The organism is uncultured Gemella sp., assembly GCF_963519265.1.
Lineage (GTDB): Bacteria > Bacillota > Bacilli > Staphylococcales > Gemellaceae > Gemella.
Map to the genome: position 1 here is coordinate 1 of NZ_CAUQNQ010000029.1, position 17,991 is coordinate 17,991.

The 17,991-nt window shown below is 30.1% G+C and carries 17 protein-coding genes; 5 read left to right on the forward strand and 12 right to left on the reverse strand.

What is annotated here, in order from left to right; all coding sequences use genetic code 11:
* Both RWN11_RS04515 and hisS read right to left on the reverse strand, forming a co-directional pair.
* Positions 1-529: OB-fold nucleic acid binding domain-containing protein (locus RWN11_RS04515; protein ID WP_314160594.1), on the reverse strand; the 529-nt coding region annotated here is incomplete at its 3' end.
* Complete coding sequence (hisS, locus tag RWN11_RS04520; protein WP_314160595.1) at positions 529-1,809, reverse strand: histidine--tRNA ligase; 1,281 nt, start codon at positions 1,807-1,809, stop codon at positions 529-531. The genes RWN11_RS04515 and hisS, both read right to left, overlap by 1 nt.
* 562 nt (positions 1,810-2,371) lie before the next feature.
* Between hisS and RWN11_RS04525 the strand changes: the two genes are divergently transcribed.
* A complete protein-coding gene (locus RWN11_RS04525) occupies positions 2,372-3,235 on the forward strand; it encodes a hypothetical protein (protein ID WP_314160596.1) in 864 nt (287 codons plus the stop codon).
* A gap of 22 nt (positions 3,236-3,257) precedes the next feature.
* Here the strand turns inward: RWN11_RS04525 and RWN11_RS04530 are convergent, their stop codons facing one another.
* The 6 genes from RWN11_RS04530 to RWN11_RS04555 form a co-directional block, all read right to left on the reverse strand.
* The gene (locus tag RWN11_RS04530; RefSeq protein WP_003147859.1) at positions 3,258-3,641 is read right to left on the reverse strand and encodes a RidA family protein; all 384 of its coding nucleotides are present in this window, start codon (positions 3,639-3,641) and stop codon (positions 3,258-3,260) included.
* A 544-nt stretch (positions 3,642-4,185) separates the two neighbouring features.
* Positions 4,186-4,386: a cold-shock protein gene (locus RWN11_RS04535; protein ID WP_003144740.1), complete on the reverse strand. Its 201-nt coding sequence runs from the start codon at positions 4,384-4,386 to the stop codon at positions 4,186-4,188.
* A 381-nt stretch (positions 4,387-4,767) separates the two neighbouring features.
* Entirely contained in the window at positions 4,768-5,247 is a 480-nt protein-coding gene (gene rpoE, locus RWN11_RS04540; protein WP_314160597.1) for a DNA-directed RNA polymerase subunit delta, read from the reverse strand.
* Positions 5,248-5,276: 29 nt separating this feature from the next.
* Complete coding sequence (argS, locus tag RWN11_RS04545; RefSeq protein WP_314160598.1) at positions 5,277-6,911, reverse strand: arginine--tRNA ligase; 1,635 nt, start codon at positions 6,909-6,911, stop codon at positions 5,277-5,279.
* A gap of 23 nt (positions 6,912-6,934) precedes the next feature.
* Positions 6,935-7,318 carry a hypothetical protein gene (locus RWN11_RS04550; protein WP_314160599.1) on the reverse strand — a complete coding sequence of 128 codons (384 nt, stop codon included), beginning with the start codon at positions 7,316-7,318 and terminating at the stop codon, positions 6,935-6,937.
* Positions 7,311-9,230: an ATP-binding cassette domain-containing protein gene (locus tag RWN11_RS04555; RefSeq protein ID WP_314160600.1), complete on the reverse strand. Its 1,920-nt coding sequence runs from the start codon at positions 9,228-9,230 to the stop codon at positions 7,311-7,313. Before RWN11_RS04555 ends, RWN11_RS04550 begins: the two co-directional genes overlap by 8 nt.
* A 422-nt stretch (positions 9,231-9,652) precedes the next feature.
* On the opposite strand from RWN11_RS04555, the gene RWN11_RS04560 reads away from it, so the two are divergent.
* Positions 9,653-10,333, forward strand: a complete 681-nt coding sequence (locus tag RWN11_RS04560) for a YdjY domain-containing protein (protein ID WP_314160601.1) — start codon at positions 9,653-9,655, stop codon at positions 10,331-10,333.
* A gap of 24 nt (positions 10,334-10,357) precedes the next feature.
* A complete protein-coding gene (locus RWN11_RS04565; protein WP_314160602.1) occupies positions 10,358-11,545 on the forward strand; it encodes a TVP38/TMEM64 family protein in 1,188 nt (395 codons plus the stop codon).
* Between the two features lie 352 nt (positions 11,546-11,897).
* On the opposite strand, the gene RWN11_RS04570 is transcribed toward RWN11_RS04565, so the two are convergent.
* Together RWN11_RS04570 and RWN11_RS04575 are read right to left on the reverse strand one after the other, a co-directional pair.
* The gene (locus RWN11_RS04570) at positions 11,898-14,513 is read right to left on the reverse strand and encodes an FtsX-like permease family protein (RefSeq protein ID WP_314160603.1); all 2,616 of its coding nucleotides are present in this window, start codon (positions 14,511-14,513) and stop codon (positions 11,898-11,900) included.
* 4 nt (positions 14,514-14,517) lie between these two features.
* On the reverse strand, positions 14,518-15,219 hold the full coding sequence (locus tag RWN11_RS04575) for an ABC transporter ATP-binding protein (RefSeq protein ID WP_314160604.1): 702 nt from the start codon (positions 15,217-15,219) through the stop codon (positions 14,518-14,520).
* A 171-nt stretch (positions 15,220-15,390) separates the two neighbouring features.
* Here RWN11_RS04575 and RWN11_RS04580 point away from each other — a divergent pair, with 171 nt between their 5' ends.
* On the forward strand, positions 15,391-15,750 hold the full coding sequence (locus RWN11_RS04580) for an arsenate reductase family protein (RefSeq protein WP_314160605.1): 360 nt from the start codon (positions 15,391-15,393) through the stop codon (positions 15,748-15,750).
* A 138-nt stretch (positions 15,751-15,888) separates the two neighbouring features.
* The gene (gene rplS, locus RWN11_RS04585; RefSeq protein WP_004263065.1) at positions 15,889-16,233 is read left to right on the forward strand and encodes a 50S ribosomal protein L19; all 345 of its coding nucleotides are present in this window, start codon (positions 15,889-15,891) and stop codon (positions 16,231-16,233) included.
* 173 nt (positions 16,234-16,406) lie between these two features.
* On the opposite strand, the gene RWN11_RS04590 is transcribed toward rplS, so the two are convergent.
* Complete coding sequence (locus RWN11_RS04590) at positions 16,407-17,480, reverse strand: PTS sugar transporter subunit IIC (RefSeq protein WP_314160606.1); 1,074 nt, start codon at positions 17,478-17,480, stop codon at positions 16,407-16,409.
* Positions 17,481-17,635: 155 nt separating this feature from the next.
* The coding region (locus tag RWN11_RS04595) for a PAS domain-containing protein (protein WP_314160607.1) at positions 17,636-17,991 on the reverse strand (356 nt) is incomplete at its 5' end.

A 17,991-nucleotide genomic window follows, 5' to 3' on the forward strand; every position in this document is an offset into this window, starting at 1 on the left:
GAGTAGACTTAGTTAAAATTGGTGTTTCAACATCAACAAACATGTTGTTATCTAAATAATCTCTAGTTGCTTTAGTGATTTTTGAACGTAAGTGTAACACTTCAGCAAGTTCTGTTCTTCTTAAATCTAGGTAACGATATTTAAGACGTAACTCTTCACTTGATAAACTTGCATCATCCAATACGAATGGTAATGTTTTAGCTTTTGATAAAATTTCTAATTTATCAGCGATAACTTCTACTTTACCTGATGCGATTTTCTCGTTTACAGTAGATTCATTTCTTAATACTACTTCACCTTCAATAGAAACTACAAATTCGTTTCTTAAAGTTCCTGCTAGTTCATGTAATTCTGCATTCTTTTCTCCTGAAAATACACATTGAACTACACCCATTCTATCTCTTACATCAATAAAGATTAAGTTACCAAGGTCACGACGTTTACTAACCCATCCTTTTAATGTTACTTTCTTTCCAACATATTTTTCATCTATACGACCTGCGTATTCCGTTCTTCCGTATGCGCTCATTATTTTTCTCCTCTCAGTTTCTCTTGTAAATAATCAACTATGTTTTCTAAGTTAATTGTTTCTTGTTCAAATGATTTCATATCTTTTACGACAAGCGTTCCACTCTCCAGTTCACTTTGTCCAATTATTATAGAATATTTTGCATTATATCTATCTGCAACTTTCATTTGAGCTTTCATTTTTTTATCAAAATAATCATTTTGTACGCTATATCCAGCTAATCTTAAATCATTAGTAAGTTTTACCCCAGCATTTGAAGCTTCTTCTCCCATAGCAACTACAAAAACATCGATTGTATCATCTATAGGCAATTCAATATTTTCACTTTCAAGAGCTAATAATAATCTTTCAATACTTAAGGCAAAACCAATACCTTTTTTATCTTCCGGCCCATCTAACAATTTAATTAAACCATTATAACGCCCACCTCCACAAAGTGTTTTTAATTCCACTTCAGGATTATCTATCATTATCTCAAATGCAGTGTGAGTATAATAATCTAATCCACGAACTAAATTATGATCGATTTCATATTTTACACCAAGTGCGTCTAAATGTTTTAGAACTTCTGCGAAATATTGCTTAGATTCTTCACCTAAGTAATCTAATAATTTTGGTGCCGATTTAATAAGTTCATGTCCCGCATCAACTTTACAATCTAAAATTCTCATAGGGTTTTTGTAAAGACGATTATTACAATCTTCGCAAAACTCGTTTATTCTAGGTTCAAAGTGTTTTACTAATGCTTCATTATAAGCTTGTCTTTCTTCGGGATTACCTAAAGAGTTAATACTCACTTTGATATTTTCTATGCCAAACATTCTGTAAATATTATATGCTAAGCTTATTACCTCTGCGTCGATTTTCGGACTTTCTTCCCCAATCACCTCAACTCCATATTGAACGAATTGACGATAACGCCCTTTTTGTTTTCTTTCATATCTAAACATCGGACCAACATAGTAGAGTTTTTGTGGTTGGATTGTTTTAGCGAATAATTTATTTTCTATATATGAACGAACTGTTCCAGCTGTTCCCTCAGGTCTTAGTGTTAAAGATCTATTTCCTTTATCTTGGAAAGTATACATCTCTTTTTGAACTATGTCAGTAGTATCTCCAACACCTCTACTGAATAATTCTGTTGATTCAAACATCGGTGTTCTAATCTCTTCATAGCAAAAGTTCTTGCTAATTTCTCTTAGTTTCCCTTCAATATACTGCCACTTTATACTTTCTTCAGGTAGTATATCTTGTGTTCCTCTCGGCATAGTTATTACCATGGTTTGCTCCTTTCAATGATTTATCTACAAATCATACTTCAATATAAATTAAAATCGCCCCATATAGCCTATACTATATGGGACGATAACTAAATTCGTGGTGCCACCCTAATTCATATCGAAATATCGATACCTTATTTTCTTATTATTAAATTTTACAAAAAGTGTTACTTACTTTAATCATTAATATTTAATCTTTCAGCCTTGGGATTAAACTCTCTTTTTATTAAAACATAAAGTAAAATTCTTTTTACTATTTTGTCACGGTTCTTTTAAATATATTATACCAAACTACTGTCATTGTCAAGAAATTATTATATTTTTAAATTTAATTTCTTTAAATTTTCACTTATCCCTTATTACTTTATAAGATTATTTTTCTAGACAATTCAATATTAATAATAACTATTTTTTTCACTATAAATAATAATATTTTACCGATATAGTAGCTAACTTACGTATTTTATTTAATTACTTATCACTTAATTTACTTGATTTTTTTTTCTTAACATTATACAATAAATTATAGTTAAAGACATTAAAGAAAGGAGTATAACCCTTTATGAAAAAAATAATCTCTGTTTTAATGCCTATATTAGCAATATTTTTCTTAGTAGGTGGTACTTACTACTACCTAAATGCAGGAAATAAAAATTTTAAAGAAGAACATTCAAAATATATATCATTAATTAATGATTCATATGATTTTAAAAATGGCTTAAACGGCCTTGAAACATTAACTACAGAAAAAGCTAAAGAAACGTTAAGAAATATAGATAATGAAATCAATACCGCTAGTGAATTAGTAAGAATTGATACTGTACTAAACAATGCAGATATCGAAAAAGCACACGATCACTTAAAACAAGCTAAAAAATTAGATGTTAATCATACTTTCTCTAAAGCAATTTCATATTTAGATGAACAATTAGATCATTACGACAATGCTCTTACCGAGATTTTAGAATTAGATATTAGCTCGGCAACTTATGCAGATCAAATTCAAACTATTTTAGCTAAGTACAACTTCAAATATGAAGCTTTAAAAGAAAAACTGTTAAATTCTGAAACCTCAGAATTAGAACAAGATCATAAAACTAGCGTAACTAAAAAAGAGGAAACAAAAAAAGAACTAGGCAATAGAGAAAGTTCTAAAAAAGATACTACTTCTTCAAATAAAAATTCTAATAGTACTAAAAATAATTCTTCTGATACTAAAAAAGTTTCATCTATTCCTAATACACAAAATCACCCACAAATTGTAGGGCAACAAGTACCTGAAACATATAATACTATACGTTACACTCAAGAGGGTAGCACTAGTAGAAATATCATTGAAAATGAACTAAAAGGTGATATCTCTAACTTCACGAACGAAGAAATAAATGCTGCAATCGCAAATTATAACGCAAAAAATCAAGGATAGCTAACTTGCCATCCTTGATTTTTTATTTTTCTACAGCTATCACTTCTATTTCTATGTTCCCACCTAGTGGCAATGCAGCCACTTGAAAAGCTGATCTAGCAGGAAGTACATCATTAAATTGTTCTGCATATACTTTATTCACTTCAGCAAAGTCTGCAATATCTTTTAAAAGCACTAATGATTTTACAACATGATTCATAGAACTTCCAGCTTCTTCTAAAACTGCTTCAATATTTTTAAAAACTTGTTTTGCTTCTTCGATAACTCCACCTTCAACAATTTTCCCTGTTTCCGGGTTAATCCCTAATTGACCAGAACAAAAAATAAGATTTCCTACTTTATTTGCTTGCACATATGGTCCTACTGCTTTTGGTGCTTTTGGTGTATTTACTTCTGTAATTTTCATTTTATAAATCTCCTTTTTCTTGCATATTTTGATGCTTAAGAATAGAAAATACCTTTAACAGTACTCTAAAATTCGAGTTCAGTAATATCGGATTTATCCATTCCGTTATGTACTATACTATCATTGATATTACATATCTTTTCATATAATTATAGTTTATATACACTTATTTTTCAATAAAATCGTATTCGTTTTCATAATTAAATTTAAAAACTTACTACCAATTGCAAATTAGAAAGAATTAATGGAATTTTCAATACCAATGGGGCTGATCCAAAAGACCTAAATTTTAACAAAGTATATATGAGAATTCATAGACGCAGTGGTTTATTGATATCTAAATTCGCTTTATAAAAGCTTTTTAGATATCTAATAAACTGTGCGGGGGTGACTCGACAAAATCGATTTCTACGAAATCACGATTTTTGAGTCACTCCCTCCTCCCTAAAATTTTACAAAAAAACACAAATCACCATTATACATTAAACAACAAAAAAGCTATAACTAGATTCTAAATCTAGCTATAGCTTTCTTACGTTTTTAATTAAAGAACAACTACGTTAGCTGCTTGTGGTCCACGAGCACCGTCTTCAACTTCAAATTCAACTTTATCGCCTTCTTTTAAAGTTTTGAATCCATCTTTTTTAATGCTTGAGAAGTGAACAAAGATATCTTTTTCTCCTGCTACTTCGATAAATCCGAATCCTTTTTCCTCGTTAAACCATTTTACTGTACCTTGTTTCATAAGTTACAATCTCCTTTTTATTTTATATTTTATTATCAATAATCAATCGTATTCTTGCCGTTAAAGATAATAAATAAAATAAATGTGACATTGTGTTATTCACTTAAAAAACTTAGAACCTGTATTACAATTTTTACTATATGTTTTATTGACTTTCTTTATTATACTTCATATTAATATAATTTGCAAGTAAAAACTCAAAAAAATGGGCTGACCCAAAAGTCCTAAGTTTTAACAAAGTGTATATGAGAACTCATAGACGCAGTGGTTTATTGACATCTAAATTCGCTTTATAAAAGCTTTTTAGATATCTAATAAACTGTGCAGGAATGACTCTAAAAAATCGATTTCTACGAAATCACGATTTTTGAGTCACTCCCATTAAAACTCTTCATCTTCAGTTGCAATGTTGAATTTCGATACAATACCCTCATTATCAAAATCAAAGACATCTTCACTCTCTTCCATATCTTCTTCTTCAATTAGAGCATCAACATCATCATGGATATCTTCTTGTTCTTCTTCACCAAGTTCTTCAATATCATCTTCATCATCAATTTCAAATTTTTGAACACTTGGTTCAACAAAGTTTTTAATATCTTCTACAAATAAACTATCTCTTAATTTCCAACTACCATCTTCAACACATACAAAACGTCCATCTAAGTTTAGATCTGTGTAGAAGTATGCAGCTTGTGCAGTAAATTCTTCCTCATCAACGTTTCTTAGTGGTTTAATATAATCTAGGAAATCATAAATATTTAATTTTTCAATCCCTTCTTCTACCATATATGCATAACATAAATCTATTAGTGACATTTCCTTAATTTTTTCTGCGCTTAAATCTTTTAACTTTACCATTTATATTAGATTCCCTTCTTTTTTATTTATTACATTTTTTCTGGAGCTGATACTCCGATTAACTCTAAAGCATTTCTTAAAGTTATCTTAACAGCAGTGATTAATGCTAAATAACTTTGAGTTTGCTCTTTATTTTCTGTTATTACTTTATTATTATTATAGAATTTGTGGAATGAACTTGCAAGACTTTGTAAGTAATTACAAATTCTGTGTGGTTCATAGTTTTTAGCTGCTTGTGCAACTATTTCTGGATAATATGCTAAGTTTTTCAGTAAGTCTACTGAATATTCATCAGTTAGCAATTCATAATCACAGTTATTAACATCATACTCACCTTGCTCTGCTGCTTGACGTAAGATTGAACAAATTCTAGCGTGGGCATATTGAACGTAGTACAGCGGATTATCACTTGATTGTTCTTTTGCTACTGCAAAATCAAAGTCTAAGTGACTATCTGCACTTCGCATTACTAAAAAGTAACGAGCAGCATCAGCTCCTACTTCATCTATTAAATCACGAAGTGTAATTGCCTTACCTGTTCTCTTACTCATTTTTACAACTTCACCATTATTTAGAAGTTGTACCATTTGCATAATTAAAGCTTCTAATTGCTCTGCTTTATACCCCATAGCTACTACACTAGCTTTAAGTCTAGCTACATAACCATGGTGATCTGCACCAAGAACGTCTAATAATAAATCAAATCCACGATCTAATTTATTTTTGTGATAGGCTATATCACTAGTTAAGTATGTTAGTGAACCATCTGCTTTTATTAATACACGGTCTTTGTCATCACCTGTACCTAAAGCAGTTGTTTCTAACCATAAAGCACCATCTTTTTCATATACGAAACCTTGTTCTCTTAAAGATTCTAAAGCTTTTTCTACAAGACCATTTTCATATAATGATTTTTCACTGAAAAATACATCATATTCTAAACCAAAATCACCAAGGTCTTTTTTAATATTTTCCATTTCATACGCTACTGCATACTCACGAATAAACTCATTTAAGTCTTCTCTTTCTAATAATGATTCACCGAATTCATCTTTTAGTTTTTGACCTAGAACTTTAATATCTTCACCATGATATGCATCCTCTGGCATCTTAGCATCCATGCCTAGAGCCTGTTTATATCTAGTGATCGCTGAAATCACAAGATTATTAATTTGATTACCGGCATCATTGATATAGTATTCACGAGATAAGTCATATCCTGATTTTTTCATTATTCTTGCTAATGAATCAGAATATGCAGCATTTCTAGCATGCCCCACGTGTAATGTTCCAGTTGGGTTAGCTGACACATACTCTAAAAGTACTTTTTTCCCTTGTCCAATGTTGTTTTCACCATATTTAAAATCATCTTCTAAGATTTTTCCAACAACACTTCCAAGACTTGATTTTTTAACGAAAAAGTTAATAAATCCTGGGCCAGCTATTTCAATTTTTTCTACCGCTTCATCTTCTTCTATATTACTGATTATTTCCTCGGCAATAACTCTAGGGTTTTTACGTAAAGCTCTTGTTAATTGCATCGCCACGTTTGAAGAAAAGTCCCCATTATCTGTGTTTTTCGGAGTTTCCACATGAATATCTACCCCATCAATTTCCAATTTGGTTAAAGAATTCTGTAATAATTCTACTATTTTATTTTTCACCAAAAATTCCTCCTAATTACCTACTATATATTTTTCACTAATATTTTCAATTTATTTTGCTGTTTATCATTTTTTCCGAAATGTATATTGTACACTATCTCAAATAAAGTAAAATTATTTTTTCCCATCTTACTCATTTTCACAAGTTGTGTTTCCAATTTCATTTGACCATATTGTGTACTGTAATCATTACTTGTTTTCGTATATGCTAAGTACATTTTTGAATCGTCTTTTTCTATACTAACACTTTCTTTAATTTTGTCAATAAAAATCTTTATTTTTTTGTTATTTTTATCGCTATAAATTATTTTCTGACTATCTAGTTGTTCAGTATATCTTCCTAGATAAGATTCTTCATGTATTTTTTCAGAATCAACATATGTTATTATTTTAATTTTACTATCCATTAATGCTCTCTAATTCCTCTTCAATTTCTAACCAAGTATCATTCAGCTCTTCTAATTCAGAATTTAACTGTTTTAACTGCTCATTAAATTCTTGAGTTTTTATCATATCAGTATAAACTTCCTCTTTGGCAAGTTCATTATTTACACCTTGTATTCTTTCTTCTAAAGTTTCAATTTTATTCATCAATTCATCACGAGTTCTCTCTAATTTTCGAACACGTCTTTTTGCTTCTTTATCTAGAGTATAGTTATTTGCTTCTTTTTCAACAACAACTTCTTCACTCTGCTTAGTTAGCTGCTGAGCAATTCTCTCTTGTTCTCGTTTTTCTAAATAATAATCATAGTTTCCTAAGTACATATTATGACCATTATCAGTAATATCTAGTACTTTATTTGCTATCTTGTTAATAAAATACCTATCGTGACTGACAAAAAGAATAGTCCCTTCATAATTTTTTAATGCTTCTTCTAATACTTGCTTACTCGTGATATCAAGGTGGTTAGTCGGTTCATCTAATATAAGGAGATTGTTTTTCTCCAACATCAGTTTTGCAAGTTGTAATCTCGCTTTTTCTCCACCTGAAAGATCTCTTACTATCTTAAGAACATCATCACCTCTAAATAAGAATCTACCAAGCACTGTTCTTACTTCCGCCTCTTTCATTAGAGGATATTCGTCCCATAATTCATTTAATATTGTTTTTGAAGATTCGAATTCTGCTTGTTTTTGGTCATAGTATCCTAATGACACTTTACTTCCATATTGAACAGAACCAGAAATTTCTTTTTGTCTCTTAGCTATAGTTTTTATTAAAGTAGATTTTCCTATACCATTTCTTCCGACAACAGCTATTCTATCACCCTTATAAACAGAAAGATTATAATTCTGACCAACTTTAGTTCCATTATAACCTACTTGTAAATCACTAATCGTAAGAACATCACGACCACTTTGCTCCTTAATTAGGAACTCTATACCTGCTGCCTTATCATCTTTTTTAGGATTATCTATAAGTTCCATCTTGTCTAATACTTTTTGACGACTTTTAGCCATTTTACTAGTAGATGCTCTAGCTATATTTTTCTGAACAAATTCTTCAAGTTTTTTTATATCCTTTTGTTGACTTGTATACTCTTTTAGTTGCTTTTCAAAATCTTCTTCATATTGTACTAAAAACTTAGAGTAATTACCTACATATTTTTTAAGCTTTCCAAACTCTAAGTTATATACAACATTTACTACTTTATCTAAAAAGTATCTATCGTGACTAACTATAACTATTGCACCATTATAGGATGATAAATAATTTTCTAACCACGCTACATTTTCCATATCAAGGTGGTTAGTCGGTTCATCTAAAACTAATAAATCGGGCTCACTTAATAATAGTTTAGCCATTGATAATCTTGTCTTCTCTCCACCGGAGAAAGTACTTATTTTTTTATCAAAAACGTCTTTTGTAAAGTCTAATCCATACAACACACTCTCTATCTTACTTTTATAATGGTAGTCTTTATGAGTCAATACTTCATTTTGTAGTCTATCGAATTTATTAAGTAGCGCTGGATTATTTTCGATATTTTCTGGAGTTAACTCAAACGAAAGTTTTTCCAATTCCGCTTCTAATGTAATAATTTCTTCGAAGCATGTAATCATCTCTTCATAAATTGACAAATCTTCTCGTACTATAAATTCTTGTGAAAGATACCCTACAGTCGTATTCTTAGATATAGTTCTTTCACCACTATCAAAACTAATAGCACCCGAAATAATTTTTAATAATGTACTCTTCCCCGCACCATTTCTACCTACAATGGCAACACGGTCTTTATCGTTAATTTCTAATTTCACATTTGAAAATATTTCATTTACCACAAAATTCTTTGTTACATTGTTTAATTGAATTAACATTTTTGCTCCTTTCTCTGATTTCTTACTTATTTTCATAAAACCCTATTGATTTCATCTATAACTGGAATATTATATCACATTTCTTGTTTTTTCGCTAATAATTATAATGCTCAATTTATTATAAACTACATCTATCGATAGTTGATAGCAGCTATCAATAAATAATATTTTATTCATTCGTAGTCTTATAATCTAGAATATACAATTTATATTAAATTATTTACTCACTATATATTCCTATTTTATTATTTTTGTACATGCTGTATATTTAAAATAAAATAATATTTTCCATCGATTAAATGTACTTTTGCTTTACTATTAATTAAATTTATATAATATTTTATATAAATTATTGTTACTTTTTTATATAAATGTTATAATACAATTATATAAAAAATTTATTAATAAGGGGGATTCATTACATGAAACCAAAAAAAATATTATCAGTCCTTATGGCCGCTGGATTAGCATTTACTGCAGTTGGGTGTAGCAGTTCTTCTAATTCAACATCACAAAAATCTAATCAACCTGCAGACTATGTAGCAGGTGTATCATTAGATAAACCTATTAAAGTAGATAAAGAAGCTGGTACTATTACTGTTCTTACAAAAATTAATGGTAAATACTTCGATGAAGCTACAAGACATAACTCAGTAGAACAAAGTGGTACAAACGGTGCTAAATCTATCTTCACAGCATTTGCTAAACCAGAAGAATTCTACAACGCTCTAATTGAGATTGGTGCAAAACCAGGAGAAAATATGAATCCAAATAACGCAACTACTACACATGTTGAAGGAACTCCAATTAAAGCTGAAATCACTTGGAATGGAGCTGACAAAAAATATGACATCAACGAAGTAGTAAAAGATAGTAATGGTAAACAAATTGATTTCCGCTTCGGTGGTAACTTAAAACGTGCAATCGATAAAAACACAGGATGCTTATCTTGTTTAGATAGTTGTCCGGTAGGTATCATCTCTAATACTACTTATACTTATGGTGCAGTTGAAACTCGTAAAGAGGTTAAATTCACTGGTAACGAAGATATTCTTCCAGAAGATGGAACATATGCAGCTGTTATTTATAGCATTAAAAAATAATAGCTAATCACAAGGAGAGATTTAATGAAACGCTTAAGATTATTATTCTATTTCACAAGTGTTGGTATAGCTGTTGGTTACTTCTTCGCATTCTTACTGTTCTTCTTTACACAGTTTGAAATGTTAGCTGACCAAAGTCTTGTGATATTCGTTTGGACTGTTTACGGTATAATGACAGGATTATATTTTAAACGTATAAATCGTAAATATACATTTTTCATTATAGAAGCAATTATACTTCTAATGGCTATTTTTTCAGGGAAAACAAAAACACTATTATACATAGCACGTGAAGTACTGCATGCTGGAACACTTAATCAAATTAAGGTTCCATTTATAGTTGGTGTTATTATCGTTAACTTAATAAATCTTTATATTATTTTAACACTTTCTAAATACCAAAAAGTTTATACTAAAGATGAACTTAAAGTATTAAAAGAAAAAGAAGTAAAACTTAGTGATTTAAGAGAAGTTGATCCTGAAGAGGAGAAAAAATTAAAAGCACAACGTAGAAAAGTAAGATATATTACACTTATTTGTTTTGCAATCTTCTTTGCAATATACTTTACAGTGCCTAGTTTTAAAAATGGAATTAATACAGCATTCGCAACTCTATCTCAATTTGATACAAATGCAGTAATTGAATATCTACGTGGATGGGGAGCTTGGGCTGCGGTAGTTTCTGGAGTGTTAATGGTACTTCAATCAATAGCTGCACCAATTCCAGCATTTTTAATCACATTATCAAATGCTGCTATCTTTGGTTGGGTTCTAGGAGCTGTATTATCTTGGTCAACTGCAATGATAGGGGCTGCGGTATGTTTCTATATTGCTCGCGGATTAGGACGAGATGTCGTAGAAAAACTTACAAGTAAAGGTGCAATGGCAAGTATTGACGTATTCTTCGAACGCTACGGAGATAAAGCTATTCTTATTTGTCGATTATTACCATTCGTATCTTTCGACTTCGTTAGTTACGCTGCTGGTCTTACTAATATGAGTTTCTGGCGATTCTTTATCGCTACAGGAATCGGGCAACTACCAGCAACAATAGTTTACTCATACGTTGGTGGAACTCTTTCTGGTGGGGTTAGAAACCTATTCATTGGATTAATGTGTTTATTCGCGCTATCAATCGTTATCGGTATTATGAAAAAAATCTATAACGATAAACATAAAAAAGAAGAAGAGCTTATTGCATCTTCTAACTAATAAACAAAAACAACTAGAAATGATACTTTTCATCTCTAGTTGTTTTTGTATTCATTAAGCAGTGATTCCTACTTGGTTAAAATATTTCATAAATAGGAATTTTTCTACACCTATTTCTACTTCTTCGCCTATATTTAATCTATAGTCGATATAAACATCTATTCCATCAACTACATATTTTGAATATAATTCTTTATCGAATTTGCTTGCTATCGAAACCCCGATAACTTTATTTACTCTGCCACCTCAACAAGCTTGTTGAAATAATGATACTAATATGTAGTTTTTATTTTTATCTTTTAATAATTTTTTCGCTTCGTCATTTATTATAATCGCCATTTTTTCTCCTATTCTACTCTATCGCCTTAAGAGCTTCTACCATGTTTACTTTTTTCAGTTTTTTATGCATTACTATCATTACGACTATAGTAATCAATATTGTTATACCCGATGCTAATAAATAAACTACTAAAGGTACTTTACTACTAAACATCATATCTCTACCCGCGAGTTCTAGTATTATTTTCAAATACATTTTATAACCTAGATAATTACCTAAAATAATACCTACCCCACTTAAGTAAAAGATTTCTCTAAATACATATATAGTTACTTCGCTTGGATAAAAACCAAGAACTTTTATCGTTGATAATTCTCTAATACGCTCAGACACATTAACATTTATTAAATTGTATAATACTACAAGCGCTAATGTAACTGAACAAATCACCATAACTGCTACTATAATATCTATTCCTTTAATAAAATTATCAAGTATTTCTTGTATTTTAGAATTGTCACTTATGTTTACTATATCGCTATTATTATTTAAAATACTTACCACATTTTCAACAATTTCCTTACCACCCGTAGTTTGTACTAAAAACGTATTGTCCTTATATTGTTTTTTAAATACTGATTCATAATAATCTTTATTAATATATATTGTGTGTCCAAAGTAATTTTTATTAATTTCACCAATAGTCAAGGTGTATTCTTTATTATTTACAACTACATTAAAGCTATCTCCTACCTGTAACTTGTGAAGATATGCAAGTTTTTCACTAATAACAGCCGCGTCAACTGGTAAGTTAATACCTTTGGTATTATTATCCATTAATGTAATATAGTCCTTGTAGTTTTCTTTATCCACCGTTATTAATTGTGCAGAATCTATAATTTCATTATTACTCTCGAAAGTAGCAAGTTGAATATTTATTTTGGTGCTAGCTTTGACATTCTTATTATTATCAATCTCTCTTTGAAGTTTTTCTACACTTTCATTATCTATATAAGGATTATAAGTAGCTGCGATATCTACCTTATTAATTACTTTAAATTGTTCATTAGAAATATTTATAACTCCATAACGAATTCCAAAACCTATAAACATAAGAGTTAAACAACCCGCAACTCCAAAAATTGTCATTAGCATTCTGATTTTATAACGGAAAATATTTCTAAAAGTTACCTTTCTTAAAAAGCTAAGTCTAGACCAAATAAACGGTATTTTTTCTAAAAATATCCTACTTCCACCACTCGGAGCCTTAGGACGCAACAAGTACGCGCTCTTTTCTCTTAAATTTTTTCTAAGCGGTATATAAATCGCTAAACTTATACATCCTAATGAAATAACAAAAGCTGCGATAAGTATACTTGGAGTGTATACGATCTCCGGTGTATTAAAAGTAAAGAACCTTGCATAAGAATTATATATTATCGGCACAATCACCAAATATGCTCCAATAATACCTAATATCGTACCTATCAAGGTAGATAATCCACCATATACAAAATATTTTTTAGAAATTTGATAATTACTGTATCCTAGGGATTTAAGAGTACCGATATTTATCCTGTTTTCGTCTATCATTCTAGTCAAAGTAGTAAGTGAAACTAAAATCGATACAACGAATAAGAATATTGAAAAAACATTAGCAACAAAGGTTAAACTACTCGCAGAATCTATAAATTGAGCATAGTTTTTTAAACCTCTAATATTTTCTACCGAGAATCTAGGATAACTTTCTTCTGAAAGGCTAGCCTTCCCAATATTTAGTTGCTTTTTATTATCATCAATCTCTTTTTGAGCTTTATTCAATTTTTCTACTTGTTCATTGTAACTCTTACTATCAACATTTTTTAATAATTCAAGTTTTTCTTTAACACTATTAAGTTGTTCTTGTGCTTGATTTATTACTTTTTCATTTTCATTTAATTTTTTATTATTTTTTTCTAAATAATTTTTTTCGTCGATTTTTTGCTGAGTTTTTAATTTTTCTATCAGGCTATCTCTAGTCTTATTAACTTCCGTAATATAATCCTTATCACTATATTTATAGTTAATATCTTTAAGTTTTATATTTACTCCACTTACATTTTCAAATTTAAAAACATCTCTTTTTACATACCCAAAATAGTCCTTATTAGCTAGATTATTATTAGATACCTCTATATGATCTGCTCCTTGAACGAAACCAACTACTTTAAACTTATATTGTTTTAAAGTATTACTTTCACTCTTATCTGAAATAAAAGAAATCTCATCACCAATTTTATAACTACTTTGTAATGATTCTACTAAAGCTATTTCTCGGTCATTATTAGGTAAAGCACCTTCAGTTAACTTAGGTAAAACTAATTTTTCAGGTAAAGATTCTATATTTACAAACTCATTACTATTAGTTATCTGGAGTTTTTTTATAAAATAACTTTCACTTAAATCAATATTATCTAGAGCATTTATAATTTTCATATCTTCTTCATTGATTCCAAAATTATGACTCACTCGCAAATCATACATCTTATGGCGTTCTATATACTTATTATAGGTATTCACCATAGCGGGTGATGTTTCTTTTAGACCTACAAAGATAAAAACTCCCAGAAACATTATTATCATTATCGATATAAACTTCGACTTTGTTTTTGATATTTCTCTTAATATATCTCTATTTATTGCTTTCATAACACTACCACTCTATTTCATCAATACTTTTCGGATTAATATTTTGTGTTACTTTTTTCACCTTAGCATCATAAATTTCTATTACCTTATCTGCGGCTTCAGCTATAGAACTATTGTGAGTGATAATAACTACAGTTTTTTTCTCATCTGCACTATAGTCTTTTAGGATATTTAAGATATTTTTTCCCGTCTTATAATCTAATGCCCCAGTTGGTTCATCACAAAGTAATAGTTTTGGATTTTTAGCTATTGCTCTCGCTATAGCAACACGCTGTTGTTCTCCACCAGAGATTTGCGAAGGAAAATTATTCATTCTATGTTCTAATCCTACTAACTTTAAGATATCTGTTGCTTTTTTCGGTTGCTTTACAATTTGTCCAGCTAATTCTACATTTTCTAAAACTGTTAGGTTTGGAATCAAATTATAGAATTGAAAAACGAAACCTATATCTTCTCTTCTATATCTAGTTAGTTCTGCTTCACTTAAGCCGACAATCTCTTTTCCAAAAACATTAATTGATCCTTTACTAGCATTATCCATTCCACCTATAATATTAAGTAATGTACTCTTCCCAGCTCCACTAGGACCTAAAATTACAACAAATTCTCCTTCATTTATATCAAAATTAATAGCATTATTCGCTATAACTTTATTACTATTTTCTCCATATATTTTAGAAACATCTTTTACAATTATCTTTTGCATAGTATTTCTCCTTTATCTCTATAAGTTAATTATATCACATCTTACTTATTCAATTAATCTAAACGCTTGTTATATATATTAAATTCTAAACAAATTCCTTTACACTAATAAAAATAAATATTATAATATCAATAATTATTAGATTTTATAAAAAATTATTAAGGAGATTATATGCTAACTATTTACGAATATCCGACATGCTCAACATGTAGAAGAGCAAAAAAACTTTTAACAGAAAACAATATTGAAGCAACATACTTCAATGTTAAAGAAAAAACACCAACTGTGGCAGAATTTAAAAAAATCATCGAAACATTCGATTTACCTTTAAAAAAATTATTTAATACTAGTGGACTTGTTTATAAAGAACTTGGCTTAAAAGATAAATTAGAAACTTTATCTCTTGATGAAGCTTTAACACTACTACATGAAAATGGTATGTTAATCAAACGTCCATTAGCCTTTGATTTTAAAAATGACATCCTACTTCTTGGATTCAAAGAAGAAACTTGGGAAAAAGCTCTTTTATAATAAAAATTATTAAATTTTCTATTGATATTTACTTGAAATAATGTTATAATAGTCGAGATGTGAAAACATTAAATTACGATGTTCCTCTGTTAATCAAGCATTAGTAATGAACATTTTGTAAAAAAAGGAGAAAGAATAATGAGCAAAATCATTGAAGCGATCACTAAATCGCAATTAAGATCAGACATTCCTGAATTTAAAGCTGGGGATACAGTAAGAGTACACGTTCGTATCGTTGAAGGTGGACGTGAGCGTATCCAACAATTCGAAGGAGTAGTTATCAAACGTCGTGGTGGAGGAATCTCTGCTACTTATACTGTACGTAAAATTTCAAACGGTGTTGGTGTTGAAAGAACATTCCCTGTTCATACTCCAAAAGTTGAAAAAATTGAAGTTGTACGTAAAGGTAAAGTTAGACGTGCTAAATTATACTACCTACGTAACTTACGTGGTAAAGCTGCTCGTATTAAAGAAGTACGTTAATAAGAAGAAGCTTAAAAGCCCTATTACATCAGTAACGGGGCTTTCTTTTTTTACGCTTTGACCATGTTTTGACCATGTACTTTAAAAATTTTTTAAGTTCTTCTTTTTCTTTTCCTGTTACAACAAATCTAACAAAAGAACCAACTATTTATAAATAGCTAGTTCTTAATTTCTTATAAATCTAATTTATAATCTTCAGCTTTCACAAAGCCTCTTTTCTCCATATAGTAATATATTCCATATGAAATAATCGCAGGCAATATAAAGTGTAGTAATAATATTTCAATTAACAACACTGAATGAGCTGTATTAGATGACATTGTTTGCCAAGTCATAAGTTGTCCTACTAATCCTGACGTTCCCATTCCTCCTCCAGCTGGATTATTTTCCATTCTAAAAACAATAGTTGCTAAGGGACCTAATATAGCACTTGCAATAATAGGAGGAATCCAAATTACTGGTTTTCTCATAATATTAGGAACTTGTAACATAGACGTCCCCAACCCTTGAGCGAGTAATCCATTCCAACGATTCGCTTTAAAGCTTATTACTGCAAAGCCAACCATTTGAGCTGCACAACCTACTGTAGATGCACCTGCCGCTATTCCAGATAACCCCAAGATGATAGACAACGCTGCAGAACTTATAGGTAATGTTAAAATTATTCCCATAACAACTGAAACAACTACTCCCATAATAAACGGCTGTAATTCAGTTGCTTCTCTTATAAATGTACCCAGAATTTTCATCCCTTTTATTAAATATGGTCCTGTTAGATAAGAAATTATTCCTCCAATGATTATTGTGACAAATGGAGTGATAATAATATCTATTTTAGTTTTTCCAGAAATAAGTCTACCCATTTCCGCAGCTATAACTACAGCTATAAAAGCTCCTAACGGATCACCAGAACCACTAATTATCAATTTACCTTGATCCAGCAAATTATTAGTACCTAGATTCGATCCGAATGCACCTAAAAATCCAACTACACCAGAAGCCAAGATTACTAACTTAGGTGCTTTAAGCGCATGTGCAACACCTATGCCAATTACTGGACCTGTTAATGCCATTGCGATACTCGCTATAACAAGTAAGAAACTCGATAAACTCCCACTCAAGCTTATAGCAATCTGCTTAATAATCAATCCAATAATTAGAGTACAGAACAACCCTAAGGCCATTCCATTCAAAGCAACAATAAAATACCTATGAAATAATTTAGATAGAACATTATTTTTATTCATACAATACTCTCCGTATTTAGTAAATATTATTTTACACTAATGTGTATTTATTTTATATTATAACTTAATATTTCTTAATATTCTCTAGATATGCTCTAGAAATAAAAAAGACTCAAGAATAATCCTTAAGCCTTTTTATCATTTTTTCTAACTTATTATGCTGAAGCTCCGCTTGTTGCATCCGCTGCTGGTGCTGGCGCTGCTGGTGCTGCTCCACCATGACCAGCGTCAGAAGCTCCACTTGTTGCATCTGCCGCTGCAGGAGCTGGTGCTGCTGCATATCCGTGACCTACAGGTACTCCATTTTTAACTAATGATTGACCTGTTTGTTTTAAGTACCAATCTACGATTGGTTTGAAGTCTAAGATATATTCATTGATACCTGCATATTTACCATTTTTGTCGTACATAGCTTGGTAGTTGTGCACAACATATTTATCTGGTCCGTGAGTTGGTACGTGTGTACGGAATACATCAATTTGTCCTGAACGTAGTAATCCTACTAACCAGT